This window comes from Polaromonas sp. P2_G11 (assembly GCF_056403595.1).
The window spans coordinates 167,333-188,259 of sequence record NZ_JBFUFE010000006.1 but is presented as its reverse complement, the minus strand read 5'-3'; the positions used below and the strand labels follow the sequence as shown (position 1 = coordinate 188,259).

At 61.9% G+C, this 20,927-nt stretch carries 18 protein-coding genes; 6 read left to right on the top strand and 12 right to left on the bottom strand.

Translation table 11 applies throughout. The features are described from left to right. The first annotated feature begins 389 nt into the window (after positions 1–389). Positions 390–1,487: a hypothetical protein gene (locus tag AC1DWQ_RS20950; RefSeq protein WP_477671371.1), complete on the top strand. Its 1,098-nt coding sequence runs from the start codon at positions 390–392 to the stop codon at positions 1,485–1,487. A gap of 192 nt (positions 1,488–1,679) precedes the next feature. On the opposite strand, the gene AC1DWQ_RS20945 is transcribed toward AC1DWQ_RS20950, so the two are convergent. The 3 genes from AC1DWQ_RS20945 to AC1DWQ_RS20935 all read right to left on the bottom strand — a co-directional run bounded on the left by AC1DWQ_RS20945 (position 1,680) and on the right by AC1DWQ_RS20935 (position 6,292). Continuing rightward, entirely contained in the window at positions 1,680–2,885 is a 1,206-nt protein-coding gene (locus AC1DWQ_RS20945; RefSeq protein WP_477671370.1) for an FAD-dependent monooxygenase, read from the bottom strand. Continuing rightward, positions 2,885–5,773, bottom strand: a complete 2,889-nt coding sequence (locus AC1DWQ_RS20940; RefSeq protein ID WP_477671369.1) for an aconitate hydratase — start codon at positions 5,771–5,773, stop codon at positions 2,885–2,887. Before AC1DWQ_RS20940 ends, AC1DWQ_RS20945 begins: the two co-directional genes overlap by 1 nt. Positions 5,774–5,878: 105 nt before the next feature. Beyond that, positions 5,879–6,292, bottom strand: a complete 414-nt coding sequence (locus tag AC1DWQ_RS20935) for a hypothetical protein (RefSeq protein WP_477671368.1) — start codon at positions 6,290–6,292, stop codon at positions 5,879–5,881. Between the two features lie 163 nt (positions 6,293–6,455). Between AC1DWQ_RS20935 and AC1DWQ_RS20930 the strand changes: the two genes are divergently transcribed. Further along, positions 6,456–7,289: a helix-turn-helix domain-containing protein gene (locus AC1DWQ_RS20930; protein WP_477671367.1), complete on the top strand. Its 834-nt coding sequence runs from the start codon at positions 6,456–6,458 to the stop codon at positions 7,287–7,289. Positions 7,290–7,307: 18 nt separating this feature from the next. Here the strand turns inward: AC1DWQ_RS20930 and AC1DWQ_RS20925 are convergent, their stop codons facing one another. The 4 genes from AC1DWQ_RS20925 to AC1DWQ_RS20910 form a co-directional block, all read right to left on the bottom strand. Further along, positions 7,308–7,670, bottom strand: a complete 363-nt coding sequence (locus AC1DWQ_RS20925) for a DUF1428 domain-containing protein (RefSeq protein ID WP_457279322.1) — start codon at positions 7,668–7,670, stop codon at positions 7,308–7,310. 332 nt (positions 7,671–8,002) lie between these two features. Next, positions 8,003–9,118, bottom strand: a complete 1,116-nt coding sequence (locus AC1DWQ_RS20920) for an ABC transporter ATP-binding protein (protein ID WP_477671366.1) — start codon at positions 9,116–9,118, stop codon at positions 8,003–8,005. Beyond that, on the bottom strand, positions 9,115–10,713 hold the full coding sequence (locus tag AC1DWQ_RS20915; protein WP_477671365.1) for an ABC transporter permease: 1,599 nt from the start codon (positions 10,711–10,713) through the stop codon (positions 9,115–9,117). Before AC1DWQ_RS20915 ends, AC1DWQ_RS20920 begins: the two co-directional genes overlap by 4 nt. A gap of 52 nt (positions 10,714–10,765) precedes the next feature. Beyond that, on the bottom strand, positions 10,766–11,791 hold the full coding sequence (locus AC1DWQ_RS20910; RefSeq protein WP_477671364.1) for an iron ABC transporter substrate-binding protein: 1,026 nt from the start codon (positions 11,789–11,791) through the stop codon (positions 10,766–10,768). Between the two features lie 298 nt (positions 11,792–12,089). On the opposite strand from AC1DWQ_RS20910, the gene AC1DWQ_RS20905 reads away from it, so the two are divergent. Then, entirely contained in the window at positions 12,090–12,593 is a 504-nt protein-coding gene (locus AC1DWQ_RS20905) for a pyridoxamine 5'-phosphate oxidase family protein (protein ID WP_477671363.1), read from the top strand. Positions 12,594–12,632: 39 nt separating this feature from the next. Next, entirely contained in the window at positions 12,633–13,016 is a 384-nt protein-coding gene (locus AC1DWQ_RS20900; RefSeq protein ID WP_477671362.1) for a hypothetical protein, read from the top strand. Positions 13,017–13,085: 69 nt separating this feature from the next. On the opposite strand, the gene AC1DWQ_RS20895 is transcribed toward AC1DWQ_RS20900, so the two are convergent. From AC1DWQ_RS20895 to AC1DWQ_RS20875, 5 genes are all read right to left on the bottom strand, one after another. Next, on the bottom strand, positions 13,086–13,592 hold the full coding sequence (locus AC1DWQ_RS20895) for a BON domain-containing protein (protein WP_477671361.1): 507 nt from the start codon (positions 13,590–13,592) through the stop codon (positions 13,086–13,088). 55 nt (positions 13,593–13,647) lie between these two features. Beyond that, the gene (locus AC1DWQ_RS20890; RefSeq protein WP_477671360.1) at positions 13,648–16,263 is read right to left on the bottom strand and encodes a bifunctional aconitate hydratase 2/2-methylisocitrate dehydratase; all 2,616 of its coding nucleotides are present in this window, start codon (positions 16,261–16,263) and stop codon (positions 13,648–13,650) included. A gap of 84 nt (positions 16,264–16,347) precedes the next feature. Beyond that, on the bottom strand, positions 16,348–16,971 hold the full coding sequence (locus AC1DWQ_RS20885; RefSeq protein WP_477671359.1) for a hypothetical protein: 624 nt from the start codon (positions 16,969–16,971) through the stop codon (positions 16,348–16,350). 38 nt (positions 16,972–17,009) lie between these two features. After that, complete coding sequence (locus tag AC1DWQ_RS20880; RefSeq protein WP_477671358.1) at positions 17,010–18,008, bottom strand: HpcH/HpaI aldolase/citrate lyase family protein; 999 nt, start codon at positions 18,006–18,008, stop codon at positions 17,010–17,012. Between the two features lie 88 nt (positions 18,009–18,096). Beyond that, the gene (locus AC1DWQ_RS20875; protein WP_477649359.1) at positions 18,097–19,083 is read right to left on the bottom strand and encodes a malate dehydrogenase; all 987 of its coding nucleotides are present in this window, start codon (positions 19,081–19,083) and stop codon (positions 18,097–18,099) included. A gap of 242 nt (positions 19,084–19,325) precedes the next feature. Between AC1DWQ_RS20875 and AC1DWQ_RS20870 the strand changes: the two genes are divergently transcribed. Together AC1DWQ_RS20870 and sdhC are read left to right on the top strand one after the other, a co-directional pair. Further along, positions 19,326–20,096 carry a GntR family transcriptional regulator gene (locus AC1DWQ_RS20870; RefSeq protein WP_477671357.1) on the top strand — a complete coding sequence of 257 codons (771 nt, stop codon included), beginning with the start codon at positions 19,326–19,328 and terminating at the stop codon, positions 20,094–20,096. A 384-nt stretch (positions 20,097–20,480) separates the two neighbouring features. Continuing rightward, positions 20,481–20,927, top strand: coding sequence for a succinate dehydrogenase, cytochrome b556 subunit (sdhC, locus tag AC1DWQ_RS20865; RefSeq protein WP_477671356.1), 447 nt, complete (start codon positions 20,481–20,483; stop codon positions 20,925–20,927).

Below are 20,927 nucleotides of genomic sequence, written 5' to 3'. Positions count from 1 at the left end.
GTTGTTTCCGGAGATATGGAAGCTGCGCACGGATTTGCAGGAAATCCATAAGAATAGTAGCCAGAGCCCTTGAAGGACTTGCGCAAGCAGCTACTATTTTTATAGCAAATGCAACAAGGCGTTTCAGCAATCGTCATTTTCATCGTCGATCTACCATTGCGATGCGTCATCCAGGATGACGTGATTGGGGAGGGAAACCTTGAGCGCCGACTTTGCTTTAGGGTGATTCGATCCATGCTTGCACGCGATCCTGCCCCGTTGTGCCAGTCAAAATAGTCAGCGATACTTCGGCGGTCCGGTTCAATACTTGACTGCATTTCACGATAGCTGCCCTTCCATCAGCAGACTTGTTCGTCTGTTGTCTTAAATACCTGTCACCCATCTGATCCATGAATTTTTCGACGTTATCCAGGACTAAAAAGACTTTAGCGGCGCTTGCATTGCTTGTGTTTGCGCTCGCTTGTTTTTTTGCCAAGAACGATTTTGAATATTTCAAACACTACGTCTACGACTTCACGCACGAAGGGGATAGATATGCCGCGTTAGCGGATACGACAGGAAATACAACGGGAAAGACAACGGGAGATACGGCGGCGAAGGCTGTCGCCGAGTCAAAGACACTCGCCATCTTTACCGGCGATACCGGTCATATCACCAAGGGAAAACTCCTGGATGCAAGCTACAAAAAAGAGTACGACCAGCTTCCTGAAAAACTCTACAACCTCAGTTTTGGTGAAACCATCTATTGCGTTACCTGCAAAGACGGCAAGGGCGAAAAGCAACGCGGGTACTCGCTGATTGAAACGAATACACCTCAGGACCTGGAAAAGTATCAAACGAAGGTCGGCCAGGAAAACTGGAAAGCCTATTTAAAGCTCGCGATGAAGGGTGCTGCTGAATACCCCACCCTGCTGCCAGCCTTGCTTAATGACAACTACCTGATTTCAGCAGAAGACTTCAGCAGAAAATACGGCAGCGACTTCGATGCGTTTTATCTCAAGGAATTGCCGTATGGCGTCAAAGAAAAGCTTCTCGATTTCTATTCATCCGATGAAGGAGCGGCCTATCGGTTCGTGAATTCCGGAAATCTCAAATACTCAAGCCTGTTAAGGGAAGGCGATTTCAGCGGCCAGGACAAGAAAGAAATCGCCATTCTGCTCAAGGACACGCGGGAAGGACTGAACGATGCCTACCTCCTCCTGGTGCTCCTCAGAAAGAACGATCCTTCCCTTCATCCGGAGTACTACATCGCATTTAACGAAGTTTTTCCGGGCAAGGTCATCATCGAAACTGTTTATAAAGACCCGGAAGAGCGGTGGGATCACAAGATTTTCATGAACACTGAAGAGAAAGTGGAAACCAGGTACAACAGCTTGAGAATTCTCCGGCCCGAACAGAGGGACACTGTGCTGGTTTACGATGAAAAATTCGACAGGATGAGGAAGTACATACAAGTTCCAAAGTCCGAGAAAAACAAGATCCCGTGAATAAATAGCGGCCGCATCTGCAAGCGTCCCCAAAACTTCACCCAGGCGTGACCGCGGTCCCGCGAGTTTTTTTCCCAGTCCGGGCGGAATTCCTTGCCGTCATGAAGCCCGGACCACAAATTGACGCACTGCCCGCGGTGAAAGCGCGTATCAACCGTGCAAGGCCTGGGCAAACAGCCGTCGTCCTACAGCTCAATGCCCGTCAAGGTAGGTTGGGCTTGCCCCATACAGCCAGGGCATATCCAGCAGCTTCTCACCCAACAGACGCATTGCGGTATCCCTGCCCCACCGCGACACCCCACTGGCGTGAAATATCTGCCCATTACGCAAAGCCCGCGCCTGCACGCGCGCATTGCGCTGCCAGCGGTTGAGCGCGTAGCGCTGCAGCATGGTGGGTACGTCAAACGCCGGGTCCAGCGCCTGGGCCAAAACATGGCCTAGCTCGGCGGCGTCTTCGATCGCCATGCCGGCGCCTTGCGCGAGGTAAGGCCGCATCGGATGGGCGGCGTCGCCCAATAAGGCCACACGGCCTACAGCGTGCTGGTGGGCACCCCGCATCGGCGCGCGGTCGTGCAGCACCCACAAGCGCCAGCCCCCGATGGCATCCAGTACCTCGCGCAGCGCGGCACAGCAGCCGGCCGTCGCCGCACCCAGATCGGAGGTGTTGGCACTGTGGTCCCAGAGGTCGGCTTCGGCAGCGGCTTCACCCTGCACGATGGCCACCACATTGAGCCATTCACCGCCGCGCACCGGGTACTGCACCACGTGCATGCGCGGCCCCAGCCAGACCGTGATCTGCCGGCTCCTGAGCAATTCAGGTAGATCGGATTGCCGCACCAGGGCACGGTAAGCCAGGTGGCCGGTGCGGCGTGGCAGACCGTCACCCAGCAGTTCCTGGCGCACTGTGCTCCAGATGCCGTCAGCACCTATGAGGGCGTCGCCTTCAATGCCAGGGCCGTCGTCGGCCTGCACCGTGACGGCTTGCGCGGTCTGGCTGAAGGACTGCAGAGGCCGGCTCAGATGCAGCTTCACGTCGGCGTGCTGCTGCACGGCCTGCAGCAGCAGGCCGTGAAGGTCGGCGCGATGAATGGAGAGGTAAGGCGCGCCATAACGCTGGGCCATAGCGGCGCCAAGCGGCAACTCGCCCAGCAGCTGGCCCGATATGGCACTTCGCACCTGCAGGCGCTCGGGAATGGCAGCCACGGCCTGGAGCGCGTCGGCCAGCCCCCAGCCATGCAGCACTTTGACGACATTGGGACCGAGCTGGATGCCGGCGCCGACTTCGCTGAAGGCGCTGGCGCGTTCAAACAGGCGGACGTACCAGCCGGCGCGCGATACCGCGAGCGCCGCCGCCAATCCGCCGATGCCGCCGCCGGCTATCAGGGCTTGTCTGAACATCAAGCGAGCAACTGTCGCAGCACGAACGGCAAAATTCCGCCGTTGCGGTAGTAGTCGACCTCAATGGGTGTGTCCACGCGCAGTATCACGGTGACTTCCTCGCGAGAACCGTCGGCGCGCGTGATGACCAGTTTGGCTTCGCTTTGCGGCTTGAGCTCAGGGTGCGGAATCACGTCAATGACTTCATTTCCGGTGAGCTTCAAGGTCTGCCACGAATCACCCGGCTTGAACTGCAGGGGCAGCACGCCCATGCCCACCAGGTTGCTGCGGTGAATGCGTTCAAAGCTGCGCGCCACCACGGCCTTGATGCCGAGCAGCTGCGTGCCTTTGGCGGCCCAGTCGCGCGACGAACCTGTGCCGTATTCTTCTCCAGCAAAGATCACGGTGGGAGTGCCTTGGTCCATGTACTTCATGGCAGCGTCGTAGATGAACATCTTTTCGTTGCCGGGCTGGAACAACGTGACACCGCCTTCTTCGCGCGAGCCTTCCGCATCGGGCGGAATCATCAAATTTTTGATGCGCACATTGGCAAACGTGCCGCGCATCATCACGTCGTGGTTGCCGCGGCGCGCACCGTAGCTGTTGAAGTCGGCCTTCTGCACGCCGTTGGCCTGCAGCCAGAGGCCTGCCGGCGAGCTGGCCTTGATGGAGCCGGCCGGCGAGATGTGGTCGGTGGTGATGGAATCGGCAAACAGCGCCATGATGCGCGCACCCTTGACGGACACGCTGCCCGCCTCGCCCGCTTTCATGGTGAAGTCCTTGAAGAAAGGCGGCTCGGCGATGTAGGTGCTGGCCGGCCAGGTGTAAGACGTGCCTTTGACGCCCTTGATGTTTTCCCAGAGCTTGCCGGGCTCGGTCTTGACCTTGGCGTAATTGGCGCGAAAGGCCTTTCCGTTCATCGCGTACTTCATGAGCTTGTAGATCTCGTCGCTGGTCGGCCAGATGTCGCCCAGGTACACGTCCTTGCCGCCCTTGCCTTTGCCGACGGGTTCGGTCATCAGGTCGCGCATCACCGTGCCGGCAATGGCGTAGGCCACCACCAGCGGCGGGCTGGCCAGAAAGTTGGCCTTGAGGTTGGGATGGATGCGCGCCTCGAAGTTGCGGTTGCCCGAAAGCACGGCCGCGCAGACCAGGTCGCTCTTGCTGATGGCTTCATTGAGTTCGGGCGTCAGGTCGCCGGCATTGCCGATGCAGGTGGTGCAACCGTAGCCGGCCAGTGCGAAGCCGAGCTTCTCCAGGTAAGGCAGCAGGCCGGTCTCGGTGAGGTACTCGGTCACGATGCGCGAGCCAGGGGCCAGCGAGGTCTTGATGTGCGGCTGCACCTTCAGGCCGGCTTCCACCGCCTTCTTGGCCAGCAGGCCGGCGGCCAGCAGCACGCTGGGGTTGGAGGTGTTGGTGCAACTGGTGATGGCGGCGATCAGCACGTCGCCGTTGCCCACCGTGATGCCGGGGGCGGAATGCACCACCTCGGTCTGCGCCTTGGCGGGCGCGTCCGTGGTGTTGCTGGCGCGTGCGTGCGCCAGTGTGGGGCGGTTGCCTTCCATCTCCATCACGGGGCGTGCGGCACCGGCCGGTGTGGGCGGTGCGGACGGCAGCGTGTCCAGCCGGCCTTCATCGGTGCGGCGCACCAGGTGGCGGGTGTTGAGCATGCCGGCGGGCTGGTTAAAACCGTTCTCGGCAATCGACTTGCTGAACAGCGACTTGAACTGGCTGGCGACGTTGCCGAGCTCGATTCGGTCTTGCGGGCGCTTGGGGCCGGCCAGGCTGGGCGTGACATCGCCCAGGTCCAGCTTGACCACGTGCGAGTAATCGATCTCGCCGGCCCTGGCCACGCCGAAGAGGCCCTGCGCCTTGAAGTAGGCCTCGAAGGCTTCGATCTCTTCCCTGGTGCGGCCCGTGCCCTTGAAGTAGTCGATCGTTTTTTCGTCGACCGGGAAGAATCCCATGGTGGCGCCGTATTCGGGCGCCATGTTGCCGATAGTGGCGCGGTCCGGCAAGGCCAGCGTGCGCGTGCCCTCGCCGAAAAATTCGACAAACTTGCCGACGACCTTTTCCTTGCGCAACTGCTCGGTCACGCGCAGCACGAGGTCGGTGGCGGTGACGCCTTCGCGCAGACGGCCCGTCAGCTCAAAGCCCACGACGTCGGGCGTGAGGAAGTAGACGGGCTGGCCCAGCATGGCGGCTTCGGCCTCGATGCCGCCGCAGCCCCAGGCAACCACGCCGATGCCGTTGATCATGGTGGTGTGGCTGTCGGTGCCCACCAGCGAGTCGGGATAGTACACGCCGTCCCTGCTTTTATGCACGCCGCGCGAGAGGTATTCAAGGTTGACCTGGTGCACGATGCCGAAGCCCGGCGGCACTACGCCAAAGGTGTCAAAGGCCTGCATGCCCCATTTCATGAACTCGTAGCGCTCACGGTTGCGCTGGAACTCCAGCTTCATGTTGAGGTCCAACGAATTTTTCTTGCCGTAGTAGTCGACCATGATGGAGTGGTCGACCACCAGGTCGACTGGTACCAGCGGCTCGATGGCTTTAGGGTTCTTGCCCAGCTTCAGCGCCACGCTGCGCATGGCGGCCAGGTCGGCCAGCAGCGGCACACCGGTGAAGTCCTGCAGCACCACGCGCGAGACAACAAACGGGATCTCTTCGGTGCGCTCGGCCTGGGGCAGCCAGTGGGCTAGTTGCGCCACGTGTTCGGCCGTGACCTTTTTGCCCTCGCAATTGCGCAGCACCGACTCAAGCACGATGCGCATGGACACCGGCAGGCGGGAAACTTTGGGAAACTGTTTGGCGAGTTCCGGCAGGGAGTAGAACTTGCCGGTTTTGCCGGAGGCGGTCTTGAAGCTTTTGAGCGTGGAGGAAAAAGCGTGGGGAGGCGGTTTGGCCATGGCGGACTCCTTTTTATTGACGGCAGCCCCCATTCTGGCAGGCACTGCGGCTCCGTGGGAGTCCGGCGCCGCATACCCTGCCCCTCTACCGAGTCTTGTGCGTTCTCACCAGGCCGGCTGGGGCGCCGCGCGGCGCAGGCCGAAGTACTGAAGCTCGGCCAGCACCGCCACCGTCAGCGCCTGTATGACCACATAGCCCACGCCCAGCATCGAAGGCGACACGTGACCACTCACCAGCAACAGTACACAGGCCAGCGCCCAGCCGATATTGCCAGCCACCAGCGCCCAGATAACGCCGCGCGGCAAAGGATTACGCGTTGAAACAACCGCAACGACTGCCGCATAGACCAGCAGGAACTCTCCGGTGTAGGCAATCAGGCCCTCGGGCAGGTTCAGCATGCGGGCCATCGCGGCTGGAAAGGCGACTTGCAATACGCCGCAAGCGATGCACGACAGCGCATCCACACGCAGCACATTGCGCAGGAAGTTGGGAGAGGAAAGGATGGAACTCGAAGACATGGCAAAACTCCTGAAAGTGCTGGCAGCCGGTCATAGGGAATAGCGATCAGCGCGCCGGGCCGCCGGGTCGGTGCGCATGGGGGTCATCATTCCTGCGCACCGGCTGCTCGTCGATAACCTGGCAGGTAATGGAAAACCAGCTTCATGGCTTTAGGATGGCGCCATGACTGCCAGCATTCATCACCCTACCCGCCCCGCGCCGCGCGCGGCCCAACCCTTTGGCGACCACTTGCGCCACTGGCGCCAGCACCGGCGCCTGAGCCAGCTGGACCTGGCCCACGAGGCCGACATCTCGACGCGGCATTTGAGTTTTGTGGAAACCGGCCGCTCGGTGCCCAGCCGCGAGATGGTGCTGCGCCTGTCGGAGCGGCTGGACATTCCGCTACGCGAGCGCAATGCGCTGCTGGTGGCGGCCGGCTACGCGCCCATGTACCGCGAGCGGCCGCTGAATGACCCGGCGCTGGCTTCGGCCCGCCAGGCGGTGGAGCTGCTGCTGAAAAGCCATGAGCCCTACCCGGCCCTGGCCCTGGACCGCCACTGGAACATCGTGGCGACCAACCGCATGGTGCCGCACCTGCTGGCGGGCGCCGATGCGTCGCTGCTGGAAGCCCCCGTCAACGTGCTGCGCCTGAGCCTGCACCCCAAGGGCCTGGCGCCGCGCATCGCCAACCTGCTGCAGTGGCGCGACCATTTGTTTGAACGCCTGCGCCAGCAGATCACGGCCACGGCCGACCCGGCGCTGGTGGCGTTGCTGGAAGAACTGAAGGCCTACCCGGTGCCGGAAGAAGCCAAGGGGCCGAATCTGGAAGGCGAGCATCCAGGCGTTGTGATGCCTTTCAAGCTCAACACGCCTTCAGGCGTTTTGAGCTTCATCAGCACGACCACCATCTTCGGCTCGCCGGTGGATGTGACGCTGCAGGAGTTGGCAATGGAGACGTTTTTCCCGGCGGATGACTTCACGCGCCAGGCGCTGCACGCGCTGGCGGCGCAGAGCTAGAGTCCGCGCGTCCGGGCTTTAAAGCTCGACGATGGTCTTGAAGCCGCCAAAAATCATCCGCTTGCCATCGAAGGGCAGATTCTTCGGATCCATCATGGCCTCCAGGCGCGGGTCGGACATGACCTTTTTGTTGACGCTGTCGCGCTGCTTGCGTGACTTGTAGGTGATCCACGAGAACACCACCACCTCGCCGGCCTTGAGCTTGACGCTTTGCGGAAAGGACGTGACCTTGCCCGGTTTCACGTCGTCGGCGATGCACTCGGTGTATTCGATCGCGCCGTACTCCTTCCAGATCTTGCCGGCCTTGCGGGACAGCTTGCGGTAGTCCTCCACTTTCTTGGCGGGGACGGCAACGATGAATCCATCTACGTAACGAGCCATGGGAAATCTCCTTGGGTAAGCGGTTTGTCACCTGAAACGCCGCAACAACCGACCAAGTTGCCGGCGTGCAAGTGCATAGCCATTAATTTGTGTACACCGTACACAATATACCCAAAGACCTGTGTAAGACACCTTAGAGATTCGTAACAAGGCATGTATTGGTCGAACCATGCCCCTTGCGCGGGCGTACCGGGAAAACGTCCGCCGCCAGCTGGTTCATCGCACCCGTAGAGACAGGCAAAATGCTATTAATTTAATAGCTGCTTGCGCCCGTTTTTATTGGGTTACGGCCACTATTTACTTAAATTCCCGGGAACCGGCACGCAGCCGGCTTATACGAACACATGGGCCTCGCCGGCCACCGTGATGCGAACCATGGCGCCCGGCGCCGGGGCATGCAGGCCGGAGCTGCGCACCAGCAGCGGCGCGTCCCACGCAGCAAGCTCTGTCGCCGCCGGTGCTTCTTCTGCCGTGACCATGCCAGCGCCGCGCACCAGGCGCACCGACAGCACGCAGACCGGACCGCCAAAATCGGTGTCGATAACCGCGCCGTAGCACGCAGCGGCATCCGCACTTTGCGCGGCCGCCTGCGCCGGGACTTCAGCCACCTGCAGTTGCTCTGGCCGCAGCATGATCTGCGCCGCACCGCTGCGCTGGCCGTCGTTGACCGCGACTCGCCCCAGCGCGCAGTCAGCCCAGCCGCCCGCCAGCCGCGCGGGCAGCACGATGGCTTCGCCCAGGAAGCCGGCCACCGCGGCATCACGGGGCCGCAGATAAAGATCCACCGGGCGACCGGCCTGCACCAGTTGCCCTTCACGCATCACGGCTACCTGGTCGGCAAATGACAGGGCCTCCGCCTGGTCGTGCGTGACCAGGATGGTGGTGATGCCGGCGCCGCTGAGCAATTGCGCGACGGCTTTGCGGGTGCTGGCGCGCAGGCCCGTGTCCAGGGCGGAAAAAGGCTCATCGAGCAACATCAGCTGCGGGCGCTGGGCCAGCGCGCGAGCCAGTGCCACGCGCTGCTGCTGGCCGCCAGACAACTCATGCGGGCGACGGCTGAGCATGGCGATGTCGAGCGCGACCATGTCCATCAGTTCGGCAATGCGTTCAGCGCGCTGGGGCGTATTGCGCGGCAGGCCAAAGCCGACGTTGCCCTCAATCGTCAGATGCGGAAACAGCGCGCCGTCCTGCGGCACAAAACCGATGCCGCGCTGGTGCGCCGGCACGGCTTCCGGCCCGTCGGCCAGTTGCCGCCCACCCAGCACGACGCGGCCGGCGTCGGGCACTTCGAAGCCGGCAATGATGCGCAGCAAGGTGGTTTTACCGGAACCCGACGGACCCACGATGGCGGTGCGGCTGCCGGCCGGCACGTGCAAGTGAACGCCGCCCAGTGCTTCCACGGGGCCATAGTGTTTGCGCAGGCCGTTCAGTTCAAGAGAAGTTGTCATCGTCCCGCCGTGCGTTTGGATTGGGTATAGAGCAGCCACGTCATGGGCAGCGACAGCAGCACCATGATGAGCGCATAGGGCGCGGCGGCGGCGTAGTCGATCTCGCTGCTGTAGGCCCAGAAGGAAGTTGCCAGGGTGCGCGTGCCGTTGGGCGCGAGCATCAGCGTGGCGGTGAGTTCGTTGGTGATCCCCAGGCCCACCAGGGCCGCGCCGGCCGCCGCGCTGGGCGCGGCCAGCCGCAGGGTGATGGCCCACAGCGCCTGCACGGGCGTGCGGCCCAGGCTGCGCGCGGCCTGCTCCAGCTCCACCGGCGCCTGCGCGATGCCGGCGCGCAGGCTGATGAGGGCGCGTGGCAAAAACATCAGCAAATAAGCCAGCAGCACCGTCACCGCTGTCTGGTAAATCGGCATGCGCACCGTCACCGTGACGAGCGCCAGCGCCACCACCACACCGGGCAGCGAACCGACCATGTAGTTGCAGGCCTCCAGCACGCGCTGCAGCCGGCCGGGCGAGCGTATCGACAGCCAGGCCATGGGCACAGCGGCCAATGTGGTCAGCAACGCACCGGCCAGCGCCAGCCCCAGGGTCTGGAAAATCGCCGGGCCGATTTCATCCACGCGCCATACAGCAGCCCCGCCGGCCACCAGCCAGCGGCCCAGGGTAACCAGCGGCACGCCCAGTGCCAGAGCGGTGACCAGCACGGGCAGCAACAGGCCGAGTGCGGTGAAGCGGCCCAGGCTGCGCTTGAAAGGCATGCGCGCGGCGCCGGAACCTACGCGCGCATAACGTTCCTTGCCGCGCGCGGCCGATTCCAGTGCCAGCAACGCGAAGCAGCACACCACCAGCACGCCGGAAAGCATGTTGGCCGCAGGCCCGTTGTAGGTCGACTGGAACTGGTCGACGATGGCCGTGGTGAAGGTGTCGAAACGGATCATCACGTAAAGGCCGTACTCGGCCAGCAGGTGAAGGCCTACCAGCAGTGAGCCGCCGCATACCGCCAGCCGCAGCTGCGGCAGCACCACGCGGAAGAACACCGCCAAAGGGCTCAAGCCCAGCGAGGCGGCGCTGTCTTCCATGCCCGGATCCAGCCGCCGCAAAGCCGCGGCCACCGGCAAATACAAAAATGGAAAGTAGGCAATCACCGAAACCATCACGCCGGCGGGCAAGCCGTGCAGGCCGGGGGCGACCGTCATCCAGGCATAGCTGTGCACAAAAGCCGGCACGGCCAGCGGCGCGACGGCCAGCCAGGCCCAGGTGCGCGCACCGGGCAGGTCGCTGCGCTCGGTGAGCCAGGCCAGGGCCACGGCCAGCACGGCGCACGAGGGCACTGTCAGCGCTACCAGCAAAGCAGTGTTGACGAGCAGCTCCCCAACACGGGGCCGGAAGATCAACGCAGAGGCCGTGTCCCAACCCGCCTGGATGCCGACCCAGATGACAAAACCCAGCGGCAACAAAGCGAGCAACGAGACCAGCAGGGCCGCGCTGCCCACCCACGACAGGCGCCAGCCGCCGCGCCCGGCCGCAGGCGAAGGCAGCAGGGCCGCACTCGCCGGCTTCAGGGAGTCGGCGCCGACATCAAATGGCAAGGCACTCAAGGCAGGTGTCAGATCCGCGGACCTGAAGTGGTTAGGTGCGATTGGAAGTGGTTTACAGCAGGCCGGCCTGGGTCATCAGGTCGGTGACTTTTTTGCTGTTGAGTTTGGAAGGCTCGACCTTGGGCGCCTGCAGCTCAGCCAACGGCACCAGCTTGGGGTTGGACTGCACGCCCGTACCAACAGCGTACTCATACGCGTCGCCGGTCTTCAGGATGTCCTGTCCGCCTTTGCCGGCAATCCACTTCACGAAGGCCTGCGCTTCGGGTTGGTGCTTGCTCGAGGCCAGCACGCCGCCACCGGAAATGCTCACAAAAGCGCCAGGGTCCTGGTTGCGGAAGTAATGCAACTGGGCGTTGTTGCTGTTCTCGCCGGTCTTGGCCTGGTCGCCGTAGTAGTAATAGTGATAGATCACGCCGCCTTCGATCTGGCCTGCATTGACGGCCTTGAGCACGGTGCCGTTGCCTTTGTAAGGCGTGGCGTTTTCCTTCATGGCCTTGAGCCAGGCGACGGTAGCGGCTTCGCCCTTGAGTTCGAGCAGCGCGCTCACGATGGCCTGGAAGTCGGCGCCGGAAGGCGATGCAGCCCAGCGGCCTTTCCATGCGGGCGTGGCCAGGTCCAGCATGGACTTGGGCAACTGTGCGGGCGTGAGCTTGGCCTTGTTGTAGACGAACACCGTACTGCGCGCGGCGATGCCCGTCCAGCGGCCATGCGCGGGGCGGAAGTTGGCAGGCACTTCCGACAGCGTGGCCACGTCCAGCGGAGCGAACAGCCCTGCCGTGTCGACCAGCGCCATGGCCGGCGAATTCTCCGTCAGGAACACATCAGCGGGCGAGGCTTTGCCTTCCTGCACGATCTGGTTGCCCAGCTCGGTGTCACTGCCGTTGCGCAAAGTGACCTTGATGCCGGTTTCCTTGCTGAAGGCTTCAGCCCAGGCCTTGGTCAGGCTGGCGTGCTGGGCGTTGTAAACCACGATGCCTTCGGCGGTGGGCGTGACGGTTTGGGCCGTGGAGGCCAGGGGCGCGGCCAGTAGACCGACGGCCAGCACGGCGCCGGCAAAAGATGGGAACGACAGTTTCATGAAACACCTTTTAGAGATGAAAGCGGCCCGGTTCGCCCGAACCGGGCCGGGCGCGAAGGCCTTGAAGCCCTTGGGCGCCTGCAAGCAAGCCGTAATACAAATACGAATTACTTGCATCTATCTATATGGTAACCGCTCGCGCCATTAGTTCCCCTGTAGAGCGATGGTTTACACAGGCTGCGGCTGGAAGCCGGGGGCTGTCGGCACTTGCTGACAGCTGCCCGCGCCGCCCGCTGATGAGCGGCCAACGGCATGATGCCTAGCATCGACGCATTGGCCACCACCCACGGGAGTTTTCATGAGCGCAACAAAATCAGACCACGACACCCTTTGGGAGCTGATCAAGGGCATCAAATTCGGCATGCTGACGCACCGCCAGGCCAGCGGCATGTTGCACGCCCATCCCCTGACCACGCAGAACCAGTCGCTTGACGCGGAATCGCATCTGTATTTCTTCATCTCACGCAAAAGCGAGATGGCCCAGCGGCTGCAGCAGGACGGCAACGTCAACGTGTCGTACGCCGACCCGGGCGCCGACAGCTACGTATCGGTGTCGGGCCAGGCGGCGATCGTGGAAGACCAGGGGAAAAAAGAAGAACTCTGGTCACCGCTTGCCCGCGCCTGGTTTCCTGCGGGCGTCAACGACCCGGACCTGGCGCTGCTGGAAGTGCGCATTCATCACGCCGAATACTGGGACGTGAAGGAAAGCAAGATGGTGCAGCTGGCCAAAATGGCCAGGGCAGCCATCCTGGGCGAGTTGCCGCGCAAGCTGGGTGAGCACAAAGAGCTGCATATTTCCTGAGAATTCGCCCGAAAACCTGTCCCCCAACCGGCCCTATCCATGCCCTTTATCTCTTTCAACAAAGCCACTGAGCCCAGCGCGCCCGACGATTTGCGCATCAACACCGCGGCAGTCTTGTACATAGAAGCCTCACGTCCTGACCTGATGGGCCAGACCACCATCCACATGCTGGGCCAGGGCACCACCGTCAATGCTGTCACCGAGTCGATAGGCACCGTGGTTTCCACCATAGGCGGGTTGGTGGCGGTCAAGCGCCACTACCTGGCACCCCCGCCCGACGACGGCGCGAGCACGGTCTATGTGCTGCCAGCCAATGTCAGCCACATACACCCCAACCTGCCGCTGTCACCGGAGTTCTGGTACCTGAAGTTTGTCGACGGCTCGGAATTGCGGGTGGTAGACCCGCTGCCGTCGGGGCTATAGCCTCCCCCAATGAAAAATCCCCGCAGGAAACTGCGGGGATTTTTTGCATGCGCAAGGGGCAAGCCCACTTCACTTCTTTTCAGTCTGCGCCGGCACATAGCGCACGGGCTCATCACCCACGCGCAGGTAATTCACCACGCCCATCACGTCATCGACCAGCCAGACGGCTTTTTCAAGCGCCTCCGATTGTTCGCGTGTCTTGACGCAACCCTTGAGGAAAACCAGGCGCCGCTCGCCCTGCACCCACACGCTGGTGTCGTCGAAACGGCCATCGAGCTTGATGTATTGCGACACGCGCGGAATGATTTCCTGGTCGTACCAATACGAGTTGGCCAGGCGGCAGCGCCCCACGCGGTAGCAACTGCCGCCGTGCTGCGCCCGCACATGGGCCACGTCACGCACCTCCTGCTCGGTATAGAGCGGCCCCTCCGGCACAGGGCATGGATTGATCGCCGAAGTGACCTGCAGGAAGGGGTCGTTGAAGGCGTTGGTGCGCGCATCTTGAGCTTGAGCGGTTGCACCGATGGCCGAAAAAAGAACAAAAAAAAGGAAGGAAAGAAGTGACGGTTTCTTCATCACTTCATCCTTCCATTTCAGCTTGCGGCTGTCAAGCCGCCGGCATGGTGTCCACTTAAGCGGCTACGCCGTCCTTCACGGTGTCAGCCATGTCGGTGTAGTCCTTGACCTGGTCGAAGTTGAGGTACTGGTAGATCTTGTCGCTGGCAGCAGTCAGCACACCCATGTCGGCCATGTATTCGGCCTTGGTGGGGATGCGGCCCAGCTTGGAGCAGATCGCGGCCAGCTCGGCGGAACCGAGGTAGACGTTGGAGTTTTTCCCGAGGCGGTTCGGGAAGTTGCGGGTGGAGGTGGAAAACACCGTCGCGCCCTCTTTCACCTGCGCCTGGTTGCCCATGCACAGGCTGCAACCCGGCATTTCCATGCGGGCGCCGGCCGAGCCGAGCACGCCGTAGTGGCCTTCTTCGGTCAGCTGCTTGGCATCCATCTTGGTCGGCGGCGCCATCCACAGTTTGACGGGGATGTCGCGCTTGTTTTCGAGCAGCTTGGAGGCAGCGCGGAAATGGCCGATGTTGGTCATGCAGCTGCCGATAAAGACTTCGTCGATCTTGCTGCCAGCCACTTCGCTCAGGGTCTTCACGTCGTCAGGGTCGTTCGGGCAGGCCACGATAGGCTCGTGGATGTCGGCCAGGTCGATCTCGATGACGGCGGCATATTCGGCGTCCGCATCGCCCTTGAGCAGCTGCGGGTCGGCCAGCCAGGCTTCCATGGCGGCAATGCGGCGCTTGATGGTACGCACATCCGAGTAACCCGTGGCGATCATCCATTTCAGCATCGTGATGTTGCTGTTGATGTATTCGATGATAGGTTCCTTGTTCAGGTGCACCGTGCAGCCGCCAGCGGAACGCTCTGCGGAAGCGTCGGAGAGCTCGAACGCCTGTTCGACCTTCAGGTCGGGCAAGCCTTCGATTTCCAGAATGCGGCCGGAGAAGATGTTCTTCTTGCCTTGCTTGGCGACCGTCAGCAGGCTGGCCTTGATAGCGTACAACGGGATTGCGTTGACCAGGTCGCGCAGCGTGATACCGGGCTGCATTTCGCCCTTGAAGCGCACCAGCACCGACTCAGGCATGTCCAGCGGCATGACGCCGGTGGCAGCACCGAAAGCCACCAGGCCTGAGCCCGCGGGGAAGCTGATGCCGATGGGAAAACGCGTGTGGCTATCGCCGCCGGTGCCGACGGTGTCGGGCAGCAGCATGCGGTTGAGCCAGCTGTGGATGATGCCGTCGCCCGGACGCAGCGGGATGCCACCGCGGTCGCTCATGAACTCGGGCAGCTCGTGGTGCATCTTCACATCGACCGGCTTGGGATAAGCCGCCGTGTGGCAGAAGGACTGCATCACCAGGTCGGCGCTGAAACCCAGGCAAGCCAGGTCTTTCAATTCGTCGCGCGTCATCGGACCGGTGGTGTCCTGCGAGCCGACAGAAGTCATCTTGGGCTCGCAGTACGTGCCGGGGCGTACGCCCTGGCCTTCAGGCAAGCCGACCGCACGGCCAACCATTTTTTGTGCCAGCGTAAAGCCGCGGCCGTTGTCGGCCGGGTTCTGCGGCAAGCGGAACTGGGTAGACACGGGAAGGCCCAGCGCAAAACGCGCCTTGGCCGTGAGGCCGCGGCCGACGATCAGCGGAATGCGGCCGCCGGCGCGCACTTCGTCAAACAGCACGTCGCTCTTGAGTTTGAACTCGGCGATGACCTTGCCGTCTTTCAGCGCCTTGCCCTCATAGGGGCGCAGTTCGATCACATCGCCCATAGCCATCTGGCTCACGTCGAGTTCGATCGGCAGCGCGCCCGAGTCTTCCATGGTGTTGTAGAAAATCGGGGCGATTTTCGAGCCGAGGCAGACACCGCCGAAACGCTTGTTCGGCACAAAGGGAATGTCTTCACCGGTGAACCACAACACCGAGTTAGTTGCGGACTTGCGCGAGGAGCCGGTACCGACCACGTCGCCCACATAGGCCACCAGGTTGCCCTTGGCTTTCAGCTCTTCAATGAACTTGACCGGGCCGCGCTTGCCGTCTTCTTCGGGCGTCACGCCGGGGCGGGCATTCTTGTGCATGGCCAGCGCGTGCAGCGGGATGTCAGGGCGGCTCCAGGCGTCGGGTGCGGGGGAGAGATCGTCGGTGTTGATTTCACCAGCCACCTTGAAAATGGTGAGCTTGATCGACTCTGGCACTTCCGGGCGGCTGGTGAACCACTCGGCATCGGCCCAGCTCTGCAACACGGCCTTGGCGTATTTGTTGCCCTTGCCGGCCTTTTCCTGCACATCGTGGAACTGGTCGAACATCAGCAGCGTGTGCTTCAGGCCGTTGGCTGCTTGCGTGGCGACGCTGTCTTCAGCGTCGTCGAGCAGCTCGACCATCGGGCTGATGTTGTAGCCGCCCAGCATGGTGCCCAATAGCTGTGTGGCTTTTTCACGGGAGATCAGCGAGCACTTTTCGGTACCGTGCGCCACGGCAGCGAGATAGCTGGCCTTGACCTTGGCGGCTGCATCAACCCCGGCCGGCACGCGGTGCGTGATCAGCTCCACCAGAAAGGCCTCTTCGCCCTTGGGTGGGTTCTTCAGCAGCTCAATGACCTCACCGGTCTGCTGGGCTGACAGCGGCAGCGGGGGAATACCCAGCGCGGCGCGCTCGGCCACGTGGTTGCGGTAGGTTTGTATGAACTCGGGCATCATGGTTTTCTTCTCCTGTACTCAAATATTTGCACGGTCGATGCGCGTGCGGTCGCGGTCTGTGTCTGTATTGGGCTTTATCGGGCTTTATGGGGCTTTGGCCGGGGCAGCTTCTGGCTGAGCAGAACCCGTGCCAGCCTGAGCTGGCGCAGCTTTGGCAGGCAAGGCCTCCAGAATGCTGGTCGGGGGGTTCTTCTTCATGTCGTCGGCAAAAGTCACCTGCGCCGGGCTCATGCACTCGTCAGCCAGGCGCTGGCCCATTTTCTGGCTCATCAGCATCGACTTGTTGCCCAACTGGAGCCACATGGCGCCTGCACGGCCGTCTTCCAGGCGGATGGCACCGGTGCGGCTTCCGACCGGGTGCATGCGAAAGCGCATCTTGCCCGTCTGCACCAGGAAGAAACCCGGGCGTTTTTCGTTCGGTGTGATGGTGACGGAGGCACCCAGTTCGCAGGGAATCGTGCCGATGTAAACCCGCTTGGCGAGCTCCAGGTCTTCAGGGGTCAAGGTGACAGACAGGTCATCGTCAATGGGCGTCCTTTCTTCCACCACCTTGGCGGCAGAGCGCCTGATCGGTGCACGCTTGGCGGCCTGGGCGGGCTGGTCAGCTGCGGCGGTAGCCTTGGGCGCGGCAGCTTTAGGGGCTGCCGTCTGGGCCAGCAACAGGGCGGGGGCGGCCAGCATCAGGGCAGAGAGAGCGAAATGTTTCATGGGGGTCCTTTGGAACGGTCAACAGTCAATCGGGGAAATCAGTAAAGCGGGACAGAAAAATATGCCTGCGCCTCGTGCGGCAAGACACGGCCGGTCTGGTGCGCGCGCTCCAGAACCTGCCAGAAGTAGCGGTAGCTCGCGCGGTCGTGCAGCTTGCCTTCAAAACTGATGGGAGCCCAGTCTGAACGTGCGGCAGCAGCTATTATTTTTGTAGCACTTTCAATCTCACCCTCGGTGGGCGCAAAAGCCGCCAGGATAGGCCGGATCTGGTTGGGGTGGATGCTCCACATGCGGGTGTAGCCCAGTTCACGGGCGGCATGGCGTGCGGCAGAAGTCATGGCCTCAGTGTCATTGAACTCTGTGACAACACAATGTGACGGCACTTTGCCGTGGGCATGGCAAGCCGACGCGATTTCGAGCTTGGCGCGCATCACCAGGGGATGCGTGAACTGGCCGCGGCTGCTCATGCCGTCGGCGGGAATCGCGCCGCCATGCGCCGAGACAAAATCCATCAGGCCAAAACTCAACGACTGCACGCGCGGATGAGCAGCAATGTCGAAAGCGTTTCGCACCGCGAGTGGGGATTCGATCAGCACGTGCAGCGGCAGGCCGCCGGCCGATGCTGCGAGCAGAGCCTGCTCGGCCCTGACCACATCGGCAACCGATTCCACCTTGGGGACCATGATGTGTGAGAGATGGCGGGACAGCTTCCCGGCAATGACAGCCATGTCGGCCTCAAAGGCGGGGTGGTCCACCGAATGGATGCGCACCGCGACGCGTGCCTTGTCGCTGGCCAGGGCCGCCAGCGCCACGACCATCGCGGCATGGTCGGCTTCGCCGCCCACGGGTGCGCCGTCTTCGCAATCCAGCGTCACGTCAAACACGCAGGCGCCGAACTCCTCGATCATTTCGGCCTGCAGCTGCAGGCTTTTGCGCATGCGGGCTTCAACACCGCTGTAGTGATCACAAACCGGAAGAAACCCGGCTTGTGCCTGGGCACCCAGCAGAACGTCGCGCGGATGTTGGCGAGCCCCCACGCTTGTCACTTCGTGTACTACGCTGCCCCCGGAGGGGGCCGTGCTTGCTTGGGGTGGCCCTGCGCGGCGCACATCGCTCATTAATTGCTCAGAGCAGGTGCTTGACGCCGTCTTGCTCACCCTTAAGCTCGTCCAGGGTCTTGGTGATGCGTTCCTGGCTGAACGCGTCGATTTCCAGGCCTTCGACCAGTTTGTATTCGCCGTTTTCGCAGGTCACGGGGAAGCCGAACATGATGTCTTTCGGGATGCCGTACTGGCCATCGGACGGGATACCCATGGTGACCCACTTGCCGTTGGTGCCCAGGGCCCAGTCGCGCATGTGGTCGATGGCGGCGTTGGCGGCCGATGCGGCCGACGACAGGCCGCGCGCTTCAATGATGGCGGCGCCGCGCTTGCCGACGGTAGGCAGGAACACGTTGGCATTCCATTCCTGGTCGTTGATCATCTTGGCGACGCTTTCGCCCTTGATGGTGGCAAAGCGGTAGTCAGCGTACATCGTGGGCGAATGGTTGCCCCAGACGGTGAGCTTTTCAATGTCGGCCACGGCCTTGCCGGTCTTGGCGGCGATCTGGCTGGCGGCGCGGTTGTGATCCAGGCGCAGCATGGCGGTGAAGTTCTTGCGCGGCAGGTCAGGGGCGCTCTTCATGGCGATGTAGGCATTGGTGTTGGCGGGGTTGCCGACCACCAGCACCTTGACGTTGCGGCTGGCGACTGCGTTGAGCGCTTTGCCCTGGGCCGTGAAGATGGCGCCATTGACAGCCAGCAGCTCGGCACGTTCCATGCCGGGGCCGCGTGGGCGCGAACCGACCAGCAGCGCGTAGTCGGCATCCTTGAAGGCGGTCATCGGGTCGCTGTGGGCTTCCATGCCGACCAGCAGCGGGAACGCGCAGTCGTCGAGTTCCATCATCACGCCCTTGAGCGCTTTCTGCGGGCCTTCAACGGGCACTTCGAGCAATTGAAGAATGACGGGCTGGTCCTTGCCGAGCATTTCGCCGGAAGCAATGCGGAACAACAATGCGTAACCGATTTGGCCTGCTGCACCGGTGACTGCAACGCGGACGGGTTTTTTGCTCATGATAGGAGGACTCCAGGAAGTTGAAATTCGGTTGAATGAGGGATGTAGCGTGAGATGTCTGGCGCGACCCTGGAATATCTGGAAGTGATTACTAACGGGTCTTATGCTTTTACCCGTCAAAATCATCGCAAAACGGCAGGCCGCGCGCTGGCTCAGCCAAAGATTTTACGCTTGAAAAGCAGCGGGCGTCAATTTGTCTTATGTCTTATATAAGATATGATACGGCCAGCCAGAATCCACCCATGAACGCCACTCCCGCCCTACCCGCCGATGATTTTGCAGGTGCCACGCCGGCGTTCAGTCCGCTGTACCAGCAGATCAAGGCCCTGATCCTGCAAAGCCTGCAATCAGGCGAATGGAAACCAGGCGAAGCCATACCTTCCGAGATGGACCTGGCAGCGCGCTACCGCGTCAGCCAGGGCACTGTGCGTAAAGCCATCGACGAGCTGGCCACCGACAACCTGGTGGTGCGCCGCCAGGGCAAGGGCACCTTTGTTGCAACCCACGCCGAGCAACATGTCCAGTTCCGCTTTCTCAAGCTGGTCCCCGACAGTGGCACACCGGGCAGCGAAGGTCCGGCCCAACGCGACATCATCGACTGCCGGCGCGTGCGCGCCAGCGCCGAGATTGCACGCACGCTGGCCTTGCGCACCGGGGACGCCGTGCTGCAGGCCCGACGCGTGCTGAGCTTTGCCGGCACACCCACCATTCTTGAAGACATCTGGCTTCCCGCCGCGCCCTTCAAGGGCCTGACGGCCGAGCGGCTGGCTGACTACCACGGCCCCATGTATGCGCTGTTTGAGACCGAATTCAACGTTCGGATGGTTCGCGCCGAAGAGAAAATACGCGCCGAAGCAGCCACCGACGGGCGCGAGCTGCTATTAAAAGTAGAGCACGGAGCGCCGCTTTTGAGCGTGGAGCGCATCGCCTACACCTACAACGATGCCCCCATGGAGCTGCGCCGCGGCTACTACCGCACCGACACACATCACTATCACAACACCCTGAACTGAACAGCGGCAGCAGGCTCAAGGGAAACAGAAAACCCTGCCAGGCAAACCTGCCGCGGCATGGCCGCGAGAGCCCGGCGGTGCAACCCATAACAACATGACGGACGATGAAGACCCTTCAAGCCATGACACCAACGAAGCGTCAGCAGCGGCATATGCGCGCCGCTGGATTGCCGTCCGGATGGGGTGATTTGTAATCGTCATGTCAGTTACGACGACCTTCGCGCAGCAATTGCGAACTGTCGCGCCCGCAAACGCGCTTTTCCCGACAAAAATTTCCGGCCATCACCCGAAGCAGCCGGGATTGTTGCTGCATTGCAATAGAATTTCGGGTTGAGCCGCTTTGGCAGTTACAAAGCCGTTACTCAAAAACACAGAAAGCCAAGTATGTCCGAATCAGCGACAACCGTAGCGAAGAAGCGGCCCGAGTTCCGCAACATCAACGCCCTGACCGATCTCCACTCCTATCGCCTCCCCCTCGCGGGCATTGTCTCCATCCTTCACCGTATCAGCGGGTTCATCATGTTTTTGCTGATGCCCTTCATCATCTGGATGTTCGACACCTCGATCTCTTCGGAAATCTCCTTCGAGAAATTCAAGGCAGCCTTCAACGTCGGCATGCTGGGCCTTCCCGGCATCATCTGGAAGCTGGTGGCGCTGGCCCTCATCTGGGCTTACCTGCACCACTTCATCGCCGGCCTGCGCCATTTGTGGATGGACGTGAGTCACGCCGCCGTCAGCAAGGAGTTCGGCAAGTCGTCCGCCCTCTTCACGCTGGCTGTGAGCGTAGGCATCTCATTCGTGCTGGCACTCAAGCTTTTCGGCGCGTATTAA